The organism is Mesorhizobium sp. M1088 (genome assembly GCF_040318575.1).
Lineage (GTDB): Bacteria > Pseudomonadota > Alphaproteobacteria > Rhizobiales > Rhizobiaceae > Mesorhizobium.
On record NZ_JAMYMO010000001.1, the window covers coordinates 522,737 to 538,776 of the forward strand.

A 16,040-nucleotide genomic window follows, 5' to 3' on the forward strand; every position below is an offset into this window, starting at 1 on the left:
GATTGCCGGCGCCAGACTGAATCGAGGATGCGCAAAGTCCCTGTTTCTTGCGAGGCAATCGGCGCTTCACTGTGCAGGTACAAATAGAATGTGCGATCGTGCTGGCTTCCCAGCATCAGGATAGAGCATACGCCTGTAACCTTCATAGCCCGATGCCGCGCTTCTTTCCCAGGTTCCAATCCACGCCCCCCATATCCGAGCACACGACCCCGATGACTTGATTACCCAATCGCTTTTCGAGCGACGGCGACCAGGGCACGAGCTTGAATTCAAGTCCATTGTCGATCATCGCGAGCCGGCCTGAAGCCAGCGAGAAACGCCGCCGGTAAATCCCAGCCACATGATCGCCGTTGGCAGCCTTCGTGAACGAGAGGCCCGTCTGGGCGGCGAGGCGGGCACCGAGCGATTCCACCTCATGATCGTGTAAAGTATCGATCAGATTGCGCACAAGAATGACGCGCTGTCCCTCGCGCCTGGCCAGATCGCGGCTGACAAGGTGGTCGACCCGATCTTGCAGTGCCTGTCTTACGTCCCTACCAAAGCCGCCGTCACCGAATTCGGCAGGCTCGCGTGCAACGAGTTGGCGATCGAGCCAAGTCGCGCCGGAAGCATGGACCTGCTGTTCGATTGACAGGTCGGAGCGGACCGCGAGGGTGACCCGGCCACCGCCATTTGCACTCGCATCGCGGCACAACTCCACGACCGAGCCCGGGTCGGAGTCTCCGGCCGCATCAGGGTCATGGAAGCGAATGTGGTGCGTGCGTCCATCAATGCCATCGACGATGGCATAGGCCGCGCCGCGCCGTTCGTCATAAAGGCCGCGTTCGAGCAGTCGGCCGATCACGGGCGCATCAATCTTTTCGGCGGCTAGCACATAGTCGGCCGTCCCTTTTTCTAGCCCATGCACAGTGAGGCTGCGGTGCATGCGCTTGATGATGTCGCCGCGTTCACCGAGGGCGCGCAAAGTGGGCTCGGCCTCTTCGACCACTATCCACTGGCCGGGACGGATCTCGTTCGCGAGGCCCAGGCTTTCCAGTTGCCGCAGCCGGCCGACTTTGAGCCCCAGGAACTCGTCGGGCCGGCGATCAGGGTGTGGCGCGAGATCAATGATACCATGACGGTCGGCGTCACGAACAAGCTGGCGATCGAGCTGCGTCCAGCGCTCAGTGTCGACCTGGTGCTCGATGGCCCGGCGGATGTCGAGGTCCGTGCGGAGCCCAAGCGTCTGGGTGAGAATGTCGCTCGCGCGATCGCGCATGCCCTGGCGGATGTAGTCCCGCGAGATGACAAGGCTCTCGCCATCGTCGGCAACGCCGCGAACGAGGATGTGAACGTGCGGATGTTCGGTGTTCCAGTGATCGACGGCTATCCAGTCGAGCCTCGTGCCGAGGTCGCGCGCCATGTCGGCCATCAGGTCACAAGCGAAGTTCTTGAGGTCGCCGAGCTCCATTGCATCGTCCGGCGAAACGATGAAACGGAAGTGATGCCGATCATCCTTGCAGCGGTCGCAGAAGGCGTCATGGTCTGCATCTTTAGTGTCGGGACCGAACATCCTCGCCTTCTCACCATCACGTGTAACACCTTCGCGGCGAAGATATTTGAGATGGGTAGCGAGTGGCCCAGACCCTCTGAACTGCCGTACCACACGGGTCTTGACGACGGCGCCGCGTGACCGGTCAGAGATGAGGCGACTGGCGCGGATGCTCGCTGACCTGCCGCGGCCAAACGTTGAAGCTCGCGGGGAGGTGATCCGACCCTCGCGTGTAAGGTGACCGCCGGCGCGCTGTGTGGCCGCAAGAGCCTGGAAGATGAAGGGTCGTGCGCGCTGGCCGGCGCGGGAGCGGATGCGACCAGGGCGGACGCGAAAGCTATGGTCACGCTTCATGCTAGACGGCCACGAGGTGCGGTTTCCATTGAAACACTGAAAAATTGGGAATAGCGCACATCGCTGATTGTGCCAGCACATTGCGAAATGAGACGAAAATTGTAAGGAAAACAATCGGCCGAACCGAGCCGCACCTCGCGGCCCTTTATCCTGCCAATCTCTCTGTTCTCATCCACAGCCAACCCTTCCGCCGGAATTTCCGCGACGGAACAGGCCGGAATGCAATTGAGGAGGAACGTGGCGATCATTGCGATATGGCTAAAGAGGGCTGAGCGAATAGGCCGGAACCAGCGTGGTTCGATTGGAAATCGGTTTCACCCGGCTGTGGCTCGATCGCGGTCAGGTCCGCAACAGGATTGCCCATTGGCGACCGCATTGCAGACGAATGAATCGCCGCAAAGATCGTCTCGGCATAACCATTGCCATCCGATGCAGCGGCGTTCCGAATGTCATGGGGATGCGGAAAGATCGTTGCACGGAGTGAGCTGGCTCTGCCCCTTCCGTGCCGCGCGCGCCGCGGAGTGAGAACTGCACCATCGAGCAGCGGCGCAAGTTTCCTGACGTAGTCGACCGTCTCGCGTGGCAGCGGACGGCCGGTTAAGAGATGTTCCGTGTACCGACCAGGACCGGCATTGTAAGCGGCAAGAAAGCCGCTGCGCCCGAAGCTGTCGAGCATTTCGCGAAGATATGCTGCACCTGCAAGAATGTTGTCACGCGGTTGATACGGATCGTCACCGAGACGGTATTTGATGCGCAGTTCTTGCCACGTCGCCGGCATGATCTGCATCAAGCCCATTGCGCCCTTGCTTGAAAGCGCACGAACATCGCCGACGCTCTCAACATGCATGACGCCGCGCAGCAACTGCTCTGGAATGGCGAAGCGTTTTGACGCTTCCCGGATATGCCGCGACCACGGGCCAGCCGACAAGATCGTCGACTCGGAGTGCGCCGGCCGTTCACCAGCAGAGGAAGCCGCTGCACCAGTTTCGGGCGCCACGAAGCCGAGCATCACACATGCGGCAAACGTCGTCATGCCTCTGTGGGCTGCGTCCCGCAGACCGCAGAACCGATGCGCCGCCAGCCTGCGACGGTGTTCGCTTCCGTTAAGGGCAGGGGCTCGCCAATCGAACCGGCTTTGCCAAAATTGTGATGAAATCGGCGTCCGCAGCCACAAGCAAGTGTCCGGCCCCCTCTGGGCTGCCTCGCGGGCGGTCGGGTCGAAGGGTTTGACCGGCGCGCAATGGATCAAAAGGGTTGGCGAGAAAGATTCGTCGAAGGGCTCCAGAAGCATCTGTTCAGCCTCGCCCGTCGCGCTTCGATGATCGGTTCCAGTGCAGGCTCCAGACGCTGTTCTCTGCATCGGACCGAAACAGCTTGGCGCGGATCGGCTGCGTAAAGGACGGGTCGTCAATTGAGACGGAGAGGTAATCCCCAGCCTTGTCTCCGGCGCGGTCCCAAGCCGCACCGACCGCCATCCCTTCGCAATAGATCAGATGGTCGGGCGCGTTTTCGGTTTTGGATTTCTCGGCAGGCAGGATGGCAATCTTCGCCTCGATTGTTAGCGTGGAGAGATTGCCGAAGAAGCCGTCATCATTGCGCGTGAAGGTTCCGATCTGGGTCATTGCAGTGCTCCTTTCTGAGTGTTAGTGCGCGTCGAGCCGAGCCCTCACGGCTCGCTAGCGAGGGGATCGTTGGTGATATCCAGTACCGGAGTGGTGCGCTCCGTGGTCCAGACTGGAACCGCGCGGCCAACTATCGATGAGAGCGGGAGCGGGCCGAAATAGCGGCTGTCAAAACTGTCGGCTGCACCCGGGTTCATAAGGAAGACGTCGGCCTCGGCAACGTCGCGGCAGCCCTGCCAGATGGGCAGGGATCGACCACGACTGTCACGCTCGCGCGCATGTCCATACGTCTTGCCGTTGACAATGATCATTGTGCCTTGGCGACAGACGGTTGCGCCCCCGAGTGCCAAAACATGCTTGAGGAGCGGCACATTTTTCGGCAGATAGCCGCGTCTTGCCATGAAGGCCGCCAATGGCTCGGGCGGCATGATGACGGCGATATTGGCAATACCGATTTTGTCGGCCGGCTGGACGCGATAGAGCCCGACGGGGATGCTCGCCGATGCGTTCCAGATGGACAGCGGCGGATGGCTAATCCATGCCGGCGCCGCGGCGAGCACTGCGCCGCCAACCATGGTGGCGATGATCTTTGTGCGTTTGCTCATGACTCGATCCCGGGGCGCAGCAGGAAAGCTTTACGACGCTTGCCGGTGTATGGACTCGGCTGCTCGCGTGCGGCTATCCGGCTGTGGACGTGCCGCCGTTGACGCGGCGACATGAAGGTCAGGATTTGCTGCTGTTTCGCCGCTACCAAGCGGCGCGGTTGCAATCTCCTGGCTTGCGCGTGGATGGTTTGCGACGCAGCCCAGACCAGGATGGCAGCGTTCCAAATCGTTCCCATGCCGTGCACACTTGCCGCCTCAACGCAGGTCGATTCTTCGCCCGCATGAGGGTGGATCGGTGTCAGGCGGCGGGATTTCACCAATAAGACGAGCTGCCGCGCCACGACGTCCCGCGTGCCGCGTGGAGGGAAGCCGGTTGAGGGGACATAAGACAGCGCAAATTGCTGCTGAACGGTCTCGCGATACTGCATTTTCGGTGCGCCACAGATCAGGAGCTGCGGTCGCGCCGGCCGACATAGGCGGGCGCGCGGGCTGCATGGGGTTTTGCCGGCGGAACATAGGTCGCGTTGGCATCGCTGGTGGAGGTGCGTGCGCCCAGCTCTATCCAGGCGTGCAGGTCGTTGATGTCGTAGAGAACGCGCCCGCCGACCTTCCGGTATTTTGGGCCGGTGCCGTAGGTCCGGTGCTTTTCGAGTGTGCGGACGCAGAGCCCGACGATGGGTGCTGCCTCCTTCGTGCGCAAATACTTTTGGGGCGCGTCCGCGGGACCCTTCGACATCGCTCGATCTCCATTCGGTTCTGCTGTCGTCCTGGCCTGCCGGGACGCGCGAAGTGGACCATGATCGAAATGAGGAAAGGCGAGGGAGGGCAAAGATTGGGGGGCGCGTTTTTGCTACCCCTTTGCTATCCCGAAGAAGGACTTCGGCGGCCGGACTTTTCGCTGCGGTTGTGGGGATAGAAGAGAAGATCGCGATAGCCGCCGGCGACTAAAAAAGCTGCACGGCGTAAGATAGCTCGGACCTTGTGGCGGAGATGATGATCACGCCAATCTCGCGGCACAATCGGCTCTTGCGAAAACAGCACCTCCGCGAGCTGACGATAGGTTGCACCCATGCGGTGACCATCATGTGCGCGCAAATTGAGGATATGCCTGGTCTTGGTCTGTTGCGGCAGCGCGCCGTAAGATGAACTTCCTGCCCGGCCGTTCAGTGCGCGCCAGAACCGGCGCGCTGCATCGAGCCGCGTCTCGAATGCAGCGTCGAGCGGCAGAAGGGTAGCGTTGAATTCACCGGCGCGGTCATCAGCGACGAGATGACTTTTCCCAATTAAGGTAGACCAAATAATGTGAAGGCCTTCGTCCTGCGGCCAAACGCTGGCTCCGGCAAGGCTGGAAGGTCGAACTGTTTGATGGGATGTAGATACCCGCATGACCCGGAGCACGCGCGGCGAGGCCTGTTCCGTCCAGATGATATTGTCAGCTTTCGGAAGTCCGGCACCGGCAGTTTTGAAATCGCGCGCCCCAACGGGCGGCGAGATCGGGCTGACCGGCAGGTTCTCCAGAACCAGCGAGTTGCGATGCAAGCTGGCTGCACTCTGCCACGAATTCGTCATTCCGGATCAGATACTCGGCAGCGAATTCCGTAGCCTGGTAGCTGCACATGTGTGCATACGCCGCCGGATCGGTCCAATCGCCTTGCACTGTTCCTGTCCTCTCCGCGTACCCGGATGTGAGGCGTCGGCGTCAACATTCCCGGCGGATAAGGAAGTTGAATAGTTGGAGAGTCGGCAAACCATTATGCCGACTCAGCAAAGTGGAGCGACGGCCGCGTCAGTGCGGAGCGCCGCCAGCGAGAAGATATCGGTAGCCGCTGGTCGTCATCCATCGCGCGCGGGCAAGATGGGTTTCCCAGGACCGGTACGCTCGTTCCGGCTCCTGCTCCGGGTCTATATGCAAGACGATCCTGGCCACCTCTCGCCAATCGGCATCTTCCGCCGCCGCGTCAAGCAGGCGAATGTAGGTGAGCAGACGCTCCTCGTCATAGCCGGTCAGGACCGAGGCATCCGGCGCAATGTCGGCGACGTCAGGATCGAGCAGCGGTTTAAGCATGGTATTTGACCATATTTCGATCGCGATCTCGAAGGAGCCGTCCTTTAGATCGAGCACCAATCATAGCGAATAGGAACGATCATTCCTAGAACGATAGTTCCCTTTCTGGTCCCTAATCCGCCATGAATCTCAAGGAGATCATGGCGGCCAACATGCGTCGCCTGCGCCATGACCAGAACGTGACGCAGGAGGAACTGGCCGCCCGCTCTGGACTGAGCATGCGTTACGTCGGATCGATCGAGCGCGCTCGGGTCTCGGCCAGCATCAGTGTTCTTGGGAGGATCGCAACTGCGCTGAATGTGGACCCATGCGAGTTGATCAGAAAATCGGCACCGTGAGTTGACGCGGGAAACACCTCGAATTTTCGATGATCGGCGAGGCGACATGCAGGAATGAAGTCTCCAGTCGCGAACACGACAGGTAGTCGCCCCAAAGTCCGACGGAGCTCGTTGGGCAGCGACTGCGCTCATCTTGCCGTGAAAAGGAGGACGGCCCCGCCCTGTTCGTCCGGGCGGAGCCTTGGTCGGGGCCTTACTCCGCGTTGCGGCGGCCGTTGGGGCGGGACCAGATAAGGCTGTAGTCTTCGCCTTGCTCATCGTTGAAGAGGTTGGCGTAGATCGGAGCAGTGAAGCTCGGATCGTCCACCTTCAGGCCGAGAAAGTCGCGGCCCTCATTGGAGCGCTTGGACCAAGCGGCGCCGATTTCGACCCGCCCGACGAAGACACGGTGACTGGGGGCGTTGTCGCCAGAGCGGTTGGCCTCGGGGACGATGCGGACGTTCTTGGCCTGGAGCGAGAGGGTGACGATTTCGCCGGTGAACTCGTTGTTGCCGGTCCTCTTAAAGCTTCCGATTATCGCCATGAGTTTTCTCCTTGAACTCTGTTTCGAGCCCGCACCATTGCGGCCTCGATAGCGATCGGCGGGCCGGAGGCGATCGACGCCGCATCGCTTGCGACCGCAGCGCCAGCGGAGGATGGCAGCCAAGTGACTTTGTTGTTTCGCGAGGAATGACGGCGCAGCCGGCAGGGGAAGAAAGTCGATCGGCGCCATTGCGGCTTAGGCGATCGAGGCGCAGCCGACCTTCGGCCAGATCAGCCCATTAAAGAGGCCGTTTGGAGCGGCCCACCAGATAGAGACATCAACGGAGAACCTGGCGATACCGTCGCTGGCGAAATCCCGGCTACGACGATCACCGGCGTCGATGCTCCTCTGTACAGGCATCGCGAAGCCGCAAGCTGTTGTCGGAAACGCGCATAAGACACGCACGTGACGGTTCAAGTCACGGCTGACGTGCACCACCGGATATGCGCTATCTTTGGAGCGAGACGGCACGCCGTTGTGGATTCGAACTGTGCGTCGCGCGATGCCGTGTCAGCGACGATCCTAACAATGCGATGGCCGAAAAAAGCATCCTGCCCACGCCGGTTGTTCGGTGAGTTCGCCTAGATCCAGGCCCTGTTCGGTTGAACGGGCGTCGTTATTCGCAGCTGTGATGCCAGCTGCGACGCAGCTGAACGTTGACGGCAAGCGTGACGGCGTCGCGCGCCTTTGCTAGGGCGCGGACTTGAGTATCGCAAAAAGACGGGCGGCGCAGGAAGCCGGAGATCCGGCATCCCGGGCCAAGCACTCCAGCGAGCTGCAAATACAGTACCCGCTGCCCGATCGCGGCCGTATCGTACAATCGAAAAAAGGGTAGCGGCGGGCAGCGCTTACGCGCCGCCTCCCTTGGGGCGGAAGTCGAGGACTGGGATGCCGAGCTTCTTTGCCTTGTCTGCAAGATTGTCCTGAATTCCGGTCCCGGGAAAGACGATGACGCCTATCGGCAGCGCCTCCAGCATTGCATCATTGCGCTTGAACGGGGCGGCTTTGGCATGCTTTGTCCATTCAGGGGCAAAGCCGATTTGGGGTACCTTGCGATGGTCTGCCCAACAGGCGGCGATCTTTTCGCCACCCTTCGGCGATTTCCCGTGCATCAATACCATGTCGGGATGCCTGGCGTGGACCTGGTCGAGCTTGGCCCAGATCAGCTGGTGGTCATTGAAGTCGAGCCCAGCGGTGAAGGCGATTTTCGGGCCAGGTGGCAGAAGGACTTCCTGCGAGGCGCGTTTCTTGGCGCTGAGAAAATCGCGGCTGTCGATCAGCGCAGAGGTCATGTTGCGATGGTTGACCATCGATCCGCTGCGCGGTCGCCAACTCGATCCGGTGTGGCGCTCGTAGTGCTCCGCGGCCTGATCACGCATCAGTTCGAAGGCGCTTTGGCGTTCGATCAGCGTCTGCCCTTCGGCCGTCAGGCGTTCCAGCTCGACGGATTTCACTTCGCTGCCGTCCTGCTCACGCTGGCTGCGGCGTTGCGCCTGCTCGTTGTGATCGAGTTCGCGCTCGATCCGATCTGCGGCGCGGTGAAAGATGTTGACGGTCGACCACAGAAGATCGTCGAGATCGGGCTCGAGGCGAGTGTCTTGCAGTGCCACGATGAGGGCGTCGAAGATGTCGGCCATCGCGCCGGCGACGCAGTGGCCCTCTGGAAGCGGTCGAGGATCAGGCTCATCCACGAAGGGACGGTAGCCATAGAGCTGGAGTTCGGTGAGGACGTGGTCGATGGGTGAAGACGAGTGCTGTGGTTCGTAGTCGTCATGCTCGCTCATTGGATGCTCCGCCGGTTGGACCGCGACCCTCGCGGCCTTCATGGCGACGGAAGCCGGCGGACGGGACGGACCTGCACCCGCAGCGAAGCGAAGGGCCGGAGTGTCAGCGGAGGAGGGTGGAGGCCGGCTATTTTGCTTCGCGATGGAAAGCGCTCCCTTGGGGAGCGCGCCGGAAAATAGTCGGCCGGAGACATTGCGGGGCCGAGTCGTTTGCTGGCCGATCGCCCTCTCGAAGGCCCGCAGGCGCGGTTCTCTCCGACTTCAGGAGCATCCAAGTGATGATGGCGACAGCGGACAGGCTGTTCGTTCCGAGTTATCCCGCCACTGCCATGAAACGGGCGATGTCCTGCGGGGCGAGCTGAACACGGACTGCTGCTCGAACGGCATCCAAGCCTAGCGTACAGAGATCTTCGTTGAGGTCCCCAAGTGCCGGCGAGAGCACGACCGGCTCGATCCCGGCAGCATTCGCTCTTTCGATCAAGGTGTCACGCGCGCCGTTACCGGCTGGATCGGCGTCGCGCACGATGTAGAGCCGTCTCAGTGTGAGGGGGAACAGCATGGCAGCAAGATGGGCGGCCGAGAGTGCCGCTGCCATGGCCATATCGGGCAGGATGCACCGAAGCGACAAGACGGTCTCGATGCCTTCGCCGCCCGCCATGACGTCGCCCGGTAGGCCAAAGCGAACCGCGTGACCGAGAAGATCGCCCATCGCGCGCCTCGGCGTACTGACCGGTGCCTTGCCCCTGCCGGAAGGATCAAGCCATGTGCGATGTACGCCAGTCAAATGGCCGTCGAGATCGGTAACGGAAGCGATCATCGCCGGCCAGGTCTCAGTCGGCGCTTGTTCGTCGGGCCGGTAGTAGCAGCGCGGGTGAAAACGCAGGCTTCCGGTCCCGTGCAAAGCGGCAATACTGCGGTTGTGCAGATACGCCTCTACGACCGTACCCGCAATCGGCTGCGACATCGCAAACAGCCGACGCGCTTTCTCCGACATTTCCGACGGCGCGGCCAGCAACTTCGACCGCATTGATGTCTGCTCTGGTCCGGGATGCGGTAGGCCGAGAAACGTTATTGCCTCATGGGCAACGTCCCTGAAGTCGCTCAAACCGCGGCTTTCGCGGATGATATCGAGAAGATCGCCATGCTCCCCGGTCGCCGCGTCAGTCCATTTGCCGGCTGCGCCCTTTCCGCTCTGCGAGCCGACGAGCCGCACGAACATAGAGCGACCCGGCGTGTTTCGGACATCGCCAACAAGCCAGTAGCGTCCCTCGCGATGTCCGTTCGAAAGATAGTGGCGACAAACCGCTTCGGCCTGTCGGCCCAGGCGGTGGGCCAGTTCGGACGCGTCGCGTCGGGGCATCATGCATCCTCCCGCGAGTCGATGCGCTGATAGCGCTCCAGCACCTTGCCCAGAATTGCGGGTTCGGGCGCCTGTGGCTCAGTGGGACTGGCCGACCCTGCGCGAATCTCGACGGCAAGGCGCTCGATGCAACCACTGGTCGTCTTGCGCACGAGGAGGTGCGAGTGGGTCGTCACTTCGGCTACGAGGTCAGGTAGGTCCTCGATCCAGATGTCAGCCTTGACGCGGACCTGGGACATGGAGAACTCCACGTTCTTGAAGGCAATGTCTCGCGAGGACAGAAGGGTAATTTTCTGAGGGGTAGTCGCCATCGGGATGTACTCCGAGACGGGCAGTCGAGAGCCTCTCTCTCGACCTTCAAACTCGTCATGGAGATCCCGGCACTCCTCGTCCTCTTGTGCTTGGCAGCCAACCGAGGTTGTTGCGGGGTAGCAACTCAGTGACGGCGTTCCTGTTTACAAACGCGGCTGCAACATACAAACGTGCAGCAGTAGCGATTAAGGACCACAGCGCGGCGATGAACGACGAGCGGGCCGGTCGCCCCATTGGAAGTATCTGCGTTCTTCATCACGCCTTCGGCGCTGTGGCGTGCGACACCGAGGGCATGCGGCTGAGTTCGAGAGCGAACAGAGCGCTTTTTGCGACGGGAAATCGATTTGGACGTGGTTGGTCATCACGGGCGGCTTGCCGCTAATCGTCGCCAGCAATGACGCTGCCAGCCAAGAAGCGAAGGAGGTACTCCGCTGCCCTGCTCGCCTGAACGCGGCGCGGCGCGCGCGGGCGTTGCGACGCAATAGGCCCTGCCGGCCGTATCGATACTGAAACGATGGTCGGATCCCTTTAGGAGTGTGTCTGGCCGGACTGGAAGCAGAGGCCAGCCATAGACTTGTTGCGCAACCACTCCGATTGACAGGTCGAAGGCGCCTCTTCGCCGCAGCACCTCCGGCGGGCGGTTTTCGCAGCCGGTTTTTTGGAGAAGAGTTCTCCTGCAGGACCGTGTCCAGAACGGCGAGACAGGACGGAGTGCTCAACGAGGTCGGCGAACAGCTCAGACCTAAGAACTGCTGAGGACTTCTTATGAAAATCCCCGACCAATTCGACGAGACCACACCACTGCGCGTCGAAATCGCTGCGCGAATTGCCTTTCCCGACGGCTCGATGAGCGCAGCAGGCCTACGCAAGGAACGTGACGCCGGTCGACTTGAAACGGAGCTAATCGCCGGAAAGGAATACGTCAGCTTGATGGCAATCGCGAGGATGAGGGAACTATGCCGCGGACTTCGAAAGGGCCACGCCTGGTATGGCGTGACGAAAGCTGGAAAAAAGATGGAACGCGCCGAAACAAAGCTGGATGGTTTATCCGCGATGGAACCAGCTTCATCAGCGCTGGCGGCGGCGAAAAAGGCCGTCCAGGAACTGAAGCTGAAAAGGCGCTCGCCGCCTACATTGGAAGCAAATACCACCGAGCGCGGGGAGCCGAGGACGTCTTAATTGCCGATGTGGTCAACCTCTACCTTAAAGAGGTTGCACCGAAGCACGCGACACCAGAAGAGACGGCGGCTCGGCTGGATAAGGTCCTTGATTACTTCGGGGAAAAAACTCTCGCCGCCATCAATGGCAAACTCTGCCGCGAGTACATTGCGTCGCGCCCCACCGAAGCCGCGGCGCGCCGCCAACTCGAGGATCTTCGTGCCGCCATCAACTACTACCGCAAGGAGGGTTATACAACCGCCGCACCGGTCATCACCCTGCCAGACAAGGCCGCCGCCCGCGAACGCTGGTTGACCCGCAGTGAGGCGGCCGCACTGATCTGGGCAGCTTGGCGAATGAAGCAGACATGGAAGGGCCAAGCGAGTGGCCGGCGCACTGGGCGACATCTCGCGCGCTTCATCCTCGTCGCACTTTATACAGGAACGCGCTCGGCCGCAATCTGCGGTGCCGCCATGCGCCCAACGAAAGGGCGCGGTCATGTGGACCTAGACCGCGGTATCTTCTATCGCGGTGCCACCGGCGCAAGGAAGACCAAGAAGCGCCAACCCCCTGTACCGTTGCCCGAGCGACTGCTGGCGCACCTCCGGCGCTGGGCGCGCACTGATCTTCACCTCGAGACCAAATCGCGCGGCAAAAGTGCGAACATCGGTCGCAAGATATCGCAGGATTTTGTCGTGGAATGGAATGGAAAGCCGGTGCAGTCGATAGACAAGAGCTTCAAGACGGCGCGCGAAATCGCCGGCCTAGGGCCCGACGTTACTCCGCACGTGTTCCGCCACACCGCGGCGACTTGGATGATGCAGGCCGGCACCGATCTGTGGCAGGCTGCGGGCTTTCTTGGCATTACAGTGGATGTCCTGATCGAAACTTACGGCCATCATCATCCTAATTTCTTGGCAGACGCCGCCGAGAAGATCACGAAGAAGCCGGTTTTCTCCAAGTCGCCGCAAACCGTTCCGAGTATAACTCAAATCACAAGACACGAACGCGGTGTGCTCATCCCACAGGTTTCCCACAGAAACGGCGAAAGGAAACGCGACCAGTCGTGAGCGAACGTGGCGAAGGAGCCCAGGAACAATAACGACTTGCTGGTAAATCCACATCGTTCGGGACGATGGGATCGCACGTTCAAAACTGCCATCCGCACCCCGCTCAAAGGTCTACTCCGGCTCCCCAGGGCGCGTGCTCGCAGCCGTGCCTTGGATCGGTTTGCCGGGTCCCGAAAGCGACATTGAATCTGGGAGGATTAGAGGCAAAGATCGTGATGCCTGGCTTGACGGAGGCTTGTCTTCGAGGCCAATGAATACGCGCCTGGCCAAATCTCAAAACAGCAGCAAACGGCGCACTAGCCGCAAGCCCGGCGCACCGCTTCTGAGTGAAACTGTCAATCGGCAAGACCTTGGCGATGCCAACCATGTCGTTGTCCATCATCATTGCCGGGATCGGTTGCTCCGGGCCGCAAGACCACCAAAAAATGGCATGGTCTCGTAGGCGGGACGTATCGGCGTTTCTGGCGCGGACCTCAACCAGGAGGTCGCAATCTTTTACCATCACAAAAGCCCCATCTGAGTCGGTCAGTGGTCTATCTCTGGCCTGCTACCCCGCGACGATCAAGACTGTGCTTTCCGGCGACCAATGCAGCACGACATCCTGACCTTCCGCCAGCCTGCCAGCGCCGGTGTTCTGCACAATCACCTTGAGCGTCTGGCCAGCACGCTCGACAAAGTAGGTGCTGCTATTTCCGGCGAAGATGCGCTTCGATACCTGGCCTCGCAGCAGATTCGCGTTGGCCGCATCCGGAGCCTCGGCATCGGTGAAGATGCGGATGCGTTCGGGCCGCACGGCGCAGCTTGCCTTGGCCCCAGCGGCAAGCTTGGCACCCGCGCCGGCGGCAATCGCTGTGCCGTCCGGCAGTCGGATGCCGTTGCCCGTGCTGTCGCCGCGAAGGATGTTGGCGTCGCCCAGGAAAGTGGCGGCAAACTCGCTCTTCGGCCGATCGTAGATCTCCTCGGGCGAGCCTTCCTGCACCAGCTTGCCATCGCGCAGAATGCCGATGCGGTCGCTCATCGTCAGCGCTTCTTCCTGGTCGTGGGTGACGAAGATGGTGGTGATGCCGATCTCGCGCTGGATGCGCTTGAGCTCGATCTGCATGTCGACCCGCAGCGCCTTGTCCAACGCTCCGAGCGGCTCGTCGAGCAACAACACGCGCGGCCGGATGACGATCGCGCGAGCGAGCGCAACCCGTTGGCGCTGGCCGCCGGACAGCTGATGCGGCCGGCGGCCGCCGAGCCTGCCGAGTTGCACAAGGTCGAGTGCGCGCTGTACCTCGCTGGCAATCACCGCCTTGGGCTCGCCGCGCACCGACAGGCCAAAGGCGACATTGCCAGCAACGCTCATATTGGGAAACAGGGCGTAGTTCTGGAACACCATGCCGATGCGCCGCTTCTCCACCGGCACCCGCTCGACACTTTCGCCGCCTATGGAGATGCGGCCAGAGTCGGGAAAGTCGAAGCCGGCGATCTGGCGCAGCAGCGTGGTCTTGCCGCTGCCGGAGGGACCGAGCAGGGCGTAGAAGCCGCCGTCGGCGAAATCGATAGACACATCGTCCAGCGCCTTGTGGGCACCGAAAGCGCGCGACACGTTCGCTACTTGGACGCCAGCCATTATTTCTCTCCGCCGAATTTGAAGAAGCGCGCTGTCAGCAGCATCAGCGCCATCGACACGACAATGATGATCGTCGAGACCGCATTGATCTCGGGCGTGAAACCCTTGCGGATCGCGGCGTAGATTTCGACCGGCAGCGTCGTCTGGCCCGGCGTCGACAAGAAGTAGGATACGACGAACTGGTCGAAGGACACGGCGAAGGCGAACAGCCCCCCGGCAATGACGCCCGGCATGATCCAGGGCAGCGTGACGCGGTTCGTCAACTGCCATTGATTGGCGCCGAGCGAGCGCGCCGCCTCTTCCAGCTCGTGCGCGAAGGTCTGCAGTCGGGCCGACACGACGACAATGACGTAGGGAAGCGCAAGCGCGACATGGCCAAGCAGGATGGCGAACAGGCCGCGCCCAATGCCGACGCCGAAGAAGAAGATCAACATCGCTGTGCCGGTTATCAGCCACGGAATGGCGATTGGCGGAAACAGCAGCGCCTGGAGGAATTTCTTGCCGCGAAACTCATAGCGGTAGAGCGCAAGTGACGCCGCCGAGCCAAGCACGACGCAGATGATGGTAGTGATGACTGCGATTTCGACACTGTTCCAGGTGGCTGAGATAAGCTGGTCGTTCTGCCACAGCGAGACATACCATTCCGCCGTCCATTCGAACGGCAGCTGGTAGAAGGGCGAAACGTTGAAAGACATTAGCGCCATGATGATGATTGGCACATAGAGGAAGGCGAGCAATAGCCAGATGTAAAGGCGGCCGAGCCATTCGAGAACACGTGTCGTCGCCATCACGTAGCCCTCCGCAGCACCGGCGAGGCAACCGCCAGGATGACCAGCACGACGGCCAACAGGATAAAGGAGAGCGCAGCACCCAGCGGCCAGTTGAACACGGCGACGAACTGGTCCTCGATGACAGTGCCGTAAAAGGTGCCGGTACGGCCGCCGAGGATGCGCGGTTCCATGAACGAACCAACAACCGGGACGAAGACGAGCGCTGCGCCCGCCACCAGCCCCGGCATCGACAGCGGAATGATGACTCGATTCAGCACCTGCAGCCGCGAGGCGCCGAGCGAGCGCCCGGCTTCGATTAGCGAGTCATCGATGGCCTGCAGGGTCAGATAGCAGGTCAGCACCATGTAAGGCACGTAGGAGTGCACCAGCCCGATGATTACGGCCGGATAGGAATACATTAGGTCGATGTTGATCTTGAACGGCAGGACGGCGTTGAGCGCAGTGTCGAGAATGCCGCCTTCACGCAACACCATCGCCCAGGAGAAGATACGCACCAGCCCGTTCGACCAGAACGGCAGGATGACGAGCAGGAAAATCGCCTCTCGGGTGCGGCCTTTCAGCACCTTGGCCAGCACATAAGCGGCGGGATAACCGATGACGATGCACCACAGCGTCACCTCGAGGCCGAGGCGCAGCGAGGCCAAAAGCAATGTCAGATAAAGGCTTTGTGAAAAGAAGGCGGCATAGTTTTCGAGCGTGAACGCCCACGGCTTTCCCGACAGCGGCAGGTCGGTCATGAAGGAGAAGAAGACCATGGCTGAGAGCGGCAGGAAGATCGCAACCGTCAGCCAGAGATAGGCAGGCGCCAGCAGTGGCAAGGCCGATCTCAATCCGCTGCGCGACGCGGCCGCAACCTGTGCTGCCATGACATCCACCTCCCAGGATGGGGAAGCATCAGCCGACATGGATGGT

At 61.1% G+C, this 16,040-nt stretch carries 20 protein-coding genes; 3 read left to right on the forward strand and 17 right to left on the reverse strand.

Annotated elements, in window-relative coordinates; genetic code table 11:
* Positions 1-142: 142 nt before the first annotated feature.
* The 10 genes from NKH49_RS02630 to NKH49_RS02675 form a co-directional block, all read right to left on the reverse strand.
* Positions 143-1,885, reverse strand: coding sequence for a relaxase/mobilization nuclease domain-containing protein (locus NKH49_RS02630; protein WP_352612549.1), 1,743 nt, complete (start codon positions 1,883-1,885; stop codon positions 143-145).
* Positions 1,882-2,133, reverse strand: coding sequence for a hypothetical protein (locus NKH49_RS02635; RefSeq protein WP_352470551.1), 252 nt, complete (start codon positions 2,131-2,133; stop codon positions 1,882-1,884). The genes NKH49_RS02630 and NKH49_RS02635 overlap by 4 nt, the downstream gene beginning before the upstream one ends.
* Positions 2,130-2,918 (reverse strand): lytic transglycosylase domain-containing protein, encoded by a 789-nt coding sequence (locus NKH49_RS02640; RefSeq protein WP_352470550.1) that lies wholly within the window; start codon positions 2,916-2,918, stop codon positions 2,130-2,132. Before NKH49_RS02640 ends, NKH49_RS02635 begins: the two co-directional genes overlap by 4 nt.
* A gap of 262 nt (positions 2,919-3,180) precedes the next feature.
* Complete coding sequence (locus NKH49_RS02645; RefSeq protein ID WP_023674284.1) at positions 3,181-3,507, reverse strand: DUF736 domain-containing protein; 327 nt, start codon at positions 3,505-3,507, stop codon at positions 3,181-3,183.
* A gap of 44 nt (positions 3,508-3,551) precedes the next feature.
* On the reverse strand, positions 3,552-4,112 hold the full coding sequence (locus NKH49_RS02650; RefSeq protein WP_352470548.1) for a S26 family signal peptidase: 561 nt from the start codon (positions 4,110-4,112) through the stop codon (positions 3,552-3,554).
* The gene (locus tag NKH49_RS02655; RefSeq protein ID WP_352470547.1) at positions 4,109-4,540 is read right to left on the reverse strand and encodes a replication initiator protein A; all 432 of its coding nucleotides are present in this window, start codon (positions 4,538-4,540) and stop codon (positions 4,109-4,111) included. Before NKH49_RS02655 ends, NKH49_RS02650 begins: the two co-directional genes overlap by 4 nt.
* Before the next feature lie 17 nt (positions 4,541-4,557).
* Complete coding sequence (locus tag NKH49_RS02660; RefSeq protein ID WP_352502580.1) at positions 4,558-4,848, reverse strand: helix-turn-helix transcriptional regulator; 291 nt, start codon at positions 4,846-4,848, stop codon at positions 4,558-4,560.
* A 125-nt stretch (positions 4,849-4,973) separates the two neighbouring features.
* Entirely contained in the window at positions 4,974-5,498 is a 525-nt protein-coding gene (locus NKH49_RS02665) for a DUF2285 domain-containing protein (protein WP_352470697.1), read from the reverse strand.
* Between the two features lie 46 nt (positions 5,499-5,544).
* Positions 5,545-5,730: a transcriptional regulator domain-containing protein gene (locus NKH49_RS02670; RefSeq protein WP_352452199.1), complete on the reverse strand. Its 186-nt coding sequence runs from the start codon at positions 5,728-5,730 to the stop codon at positions 5,545-5,547.
* A gap of 168 nt (positions 5,731-5,898) precedes the next feature.
* Entirely contained in the window at positions 5,899-6,177 is a 279-nt protein-coding gene (locus NKH49_RS02675; protein WP_352612552.1) for a DNA -binding domain-containing protein, read from the reverse strand.
* A gap of 122 nt (positions 6,178-6,299) precedes the next feature.
* On the opposite strand from NKH49_RS02675, the gene NKH49_RS02680 reads away from it, so the two are divergent.
* A complete protein-coding gene (locus NKH49_RS02680; RefSeq protein WP_023674290.1) occupies positions 6,300-6,515 on the forward strand; it encodes a helix-turn-helix domain-containing protein in 216 nt (71 codons plus the stop codon).
* Positions 6,516-6,708: 193 nt separating this feature from the next.
* Here the strand turns inward: NKH49_RS02680 and NKH49_RS02685 are convergent, their stop codons facing one another.
* The 4 genes from NKH49_RS02685 to NKH49_RS02700 all read right to left on the reverse strand — a co-directional run bounded on the left by NKH49_RS02685 (position 6,709) and on the right by NKH49_RS02700 (position 10,493).
* Positions 6,709-7,038, reverse strand: a complete 330-nt coding sequence (locus NKH49_RS02685) for a DUF736 domain-containing protein (RefSeq protein ID WP_352502581.1) — start codon at positions 7,036-7,038, stop codon at positions 6,709-6,711.
* 848 nt (positions 7,039-7,886) lie between these two features.
* Entirely contained in the window at positions 7,887-8,822 is a 936-nt protein-coding gene (locus tag NKH49_RS02690) for an SLOG family protein (RefSeq protein ID WP_352612554.1), read from the reverse strand.
* A gap of 313 nt (positions 8,823-9,135) precedes the next feature.
* The gene (locus NKH49_RS02695) at positions 9,136-10,182 is read right to left on the reverse strand and encodes a DUF7146 domain-containing protein (RefSeq protein WP_352612732.1); all 1,047 of its coding nucleotides are present in this window, start codon (positions 10,180-10,182) and stop codon (positions 9,136-9,138) included.
* The gene (locus tag NKH49_RS02700; RefSeq protein ID WP_352502583.1) at positions 10,182-10,493 is read right to left on the reverse strand and encodes a hypothetical protein; all 312 of its coding nucleotides are present in this window, start codon (positions 10,491-10,493) and stop codon (positions 10,182-10,184) included. The genes NKH49_RS02695 and NKH49_RS02700 overlap by 1 nt, the downstream gene beginning before the upstream one ends.
* A gap of 766 nt (positions 10,494-11,259) precedes the next feature.
* Between NKH49_RS02700 and NKH49_RS02705 the strand changes: the two genes are divergently transcribed.
* Both NKH49_RS02705 and NKH49_RS02710 read left to right on the forward strand, forming a co-directional pair.
* Positions 11,260-11,673: an excisionase gene (locus NKH49_RS02705; RefSeq protein ID WP_352470541.1), complete on the forward strand. Its 414-nt coding sequence runs from the start codon at positions 11,260-11,262 to the stop codon at positions 11,671-11,673.
* A gap of 8 nt (positions 11,674-11,681) precedes the next feature.
* Positions 11,682-12,722 carry a site-specific integrase gene (locus NKH49_RS02710; protein ID WP_352612556.1) on the forward strand — a complete coding sequence of 347 codons (1,041 nt, stop codon included), beginning with the start codon at positions 11,682-11,684 and terminating at the stop codon, positions 12,720-12,722.
* 547 nt (positions 12,723-13,269) lie between these two features.
* Here the strand turns inward: NKH49_RS02710 and NKH49_RS02715 are convergent.
* Genes NKH49_RS02715 through NKH49_RS02725 form a run of 3 tightly spaced genes read right to left on the reverse strand, consistent with a single transcriptional unit; the run spans position 13,270 to position 15,994 of the window.
* On the reverse strand, positions 13,270-14,337 hold the full coding sequence (locus tag NKH49_RS02715; RefSeq protein ID WP_352502585.1) for an ABC transporter ATP-binding protein: 1,068 nt from the start codon (positions 14,335-14,337) through the stop codon (positions 13,270-13,272).
* Entirely contained in the window at positions 14,337-15,125 is a 789-nt protein-coding gene (locus NKH49_RS02720) for an ABC transporter permease (RefSeq protein WP_352470538.1), read from the reverse strand. Before NKH49_RS02720 ends, NKH49_RS02715 begins: the two co-directional genes overlap by 1 nt.
* On the reverse strand, positions 15,125-15,994 hold the full coding sequence (locus tag NKH49_RS02725; RefSeq protein ID WP_352470537.1) for an ABC transporter permease: 870 nt from the start codon (positions 15,992-15,994) through the stop codon (positions 15,125-15,127). The genes NKH49_RS02720 and NKH49_RS02725 overlap by 1 nt, the downstream gene beginning before the upstream one ends.
* Positions 15,995-16,040 lie beyond the last annotated feature (46 nt).

Bases quoted from the DNA above. Each gene is read 5' to 3' on its own strand.
- NKH49_RS02630 (WP_352612549.1), bottom strand. From the start codon at position 1,885: ATGAAGCGTGACCATAGCTTTCGCGTCCGCCCTGGTCGCATCCGCTCC.
- NKH49_RS02635 (WP_352470551.1), bottom strand. From the start codon at position 2,133: ATGATCGCCACGTTCCTCCTCAATTGCATTCCGGCCTGTTCCGTCGCG.
- NKH49_RS02640 (WP_352470550.1), bottom strand. From the start codon at position 2,918: ATGACGACGTTTGCCGCATGTGTGATGCTCGGCTTCGTGGCGCCCGAA.
- NKH49_RS02645 (WP_023674284.1), bottom strand. From the start codon at position 3,507: ATGACCCAGATCGGAACCTTCACGCGCAATGATGACGGCTTCTTCGGC.
- NKH49_RS02650 (WP_352470548.1), bottom strand. From the start codon at position 4,112: ATGAGCAAACGCACAAAGATCATCGCCACCATGGTTGGCGGCGCAGTG.
- NKH49_RS02655 (WP_352470547.1), bottom strand. From the start codon at position 4,540: ATGCAGTATCGCGAGACCGTTCAGCAGCAATTTGCGCTGTCTTATGTC.
- NKH49_RS02660 (WP_352502580.1), bottom strand. From the start codon at position 4,848: ATGTCGAAGGGTCCCGCGGACGCGCCCCAAAAGTATTTGCGCACGAAG.
- NKH49_RS02665 (WP_352470697.1), bottom strand. From the start codon at position 5,498: ATGCGGGTATCTACATCCCATCAAACAGTTCGACCTTCCAGCCTTGCC.
- NKH49_RS02670 (WP_352452199.1), bottom strand. From the start codon at position 5,730: ATGTGCAGCTACCAGGCTACGGAATTCGCTGCCGAGTATCTGATCCGG.
- NKH49_RS02675 (WP_352612552.1), bottom strand. From the start codon at position 6,177: ATGCTTAAACCGCTGCTCGATCCTGACGTCGCCGACATTGCGCCGGAT.
- NKH49_RS02680 (WP_023674290.1), top strand. From the start codon at position 6,300: ATGAATCTCAAGGAGATCATGGCGGCCAACATGCGTCGCCTGCGCCAT.
- NKH49_RS02685 (WP_352502581.1), bottom strand. From the start codon at position 7,038: ATGGCGATAATCGGAAGCTTTAAGAGGACCGGCAACAACGAGTTCACC.
- NKH49_RS02690 (WP_352612554.1), bottom strand. From the start codon at position 8,822: ATGAGCGAGCATGACGACTACGAACCACAGCACTCGTCTTCACCCATC.
- NKH49_RS02695 (WP_352612732.1), bottom strand. From the start codon at position 10,182: ATGCCCCGACGCGACGCGTCCGAACTGGCCCACCGCCTGGGCCGACAG.
- NKH49_RS02700 (WP_352502583.1), bottom strand. From the start codon at position 10,493: ATGGCGACTACCCCTCAGAAAATTACCCTTCTGTCCTCGCGAGACATT.
- NKH49_RS02705 (WP_352470541.1), top strand. From the start codon at position 11,260: ATGAAAATCCCCGACCAATTCGACGAGACCACACCACTGCGCGTCGAA.
- NKH49_RS02715 (WP_352502585.1), bottom strand. From the start codon at position 14,337: ATGGCTGGCGTCCAAGTAGCGAACGTGTCGCGCGCTTTCGGTGCCCAC.
- NKH49_RS02720 (WP_352470538.1), bottom strand. From the start codon at position 15,125: ATGGCGACGACACGTGTTCTCGAATGGCTCGGCCGCCTTTACATCTGG.
- NKH49_RS02725 (WP_352470537.1), bottom strand. From the start codon at position 15,994: ATGGCAGCACAGGTTGCGGCCGCGTCGCGCAGCGGATTGAGATCGGCC.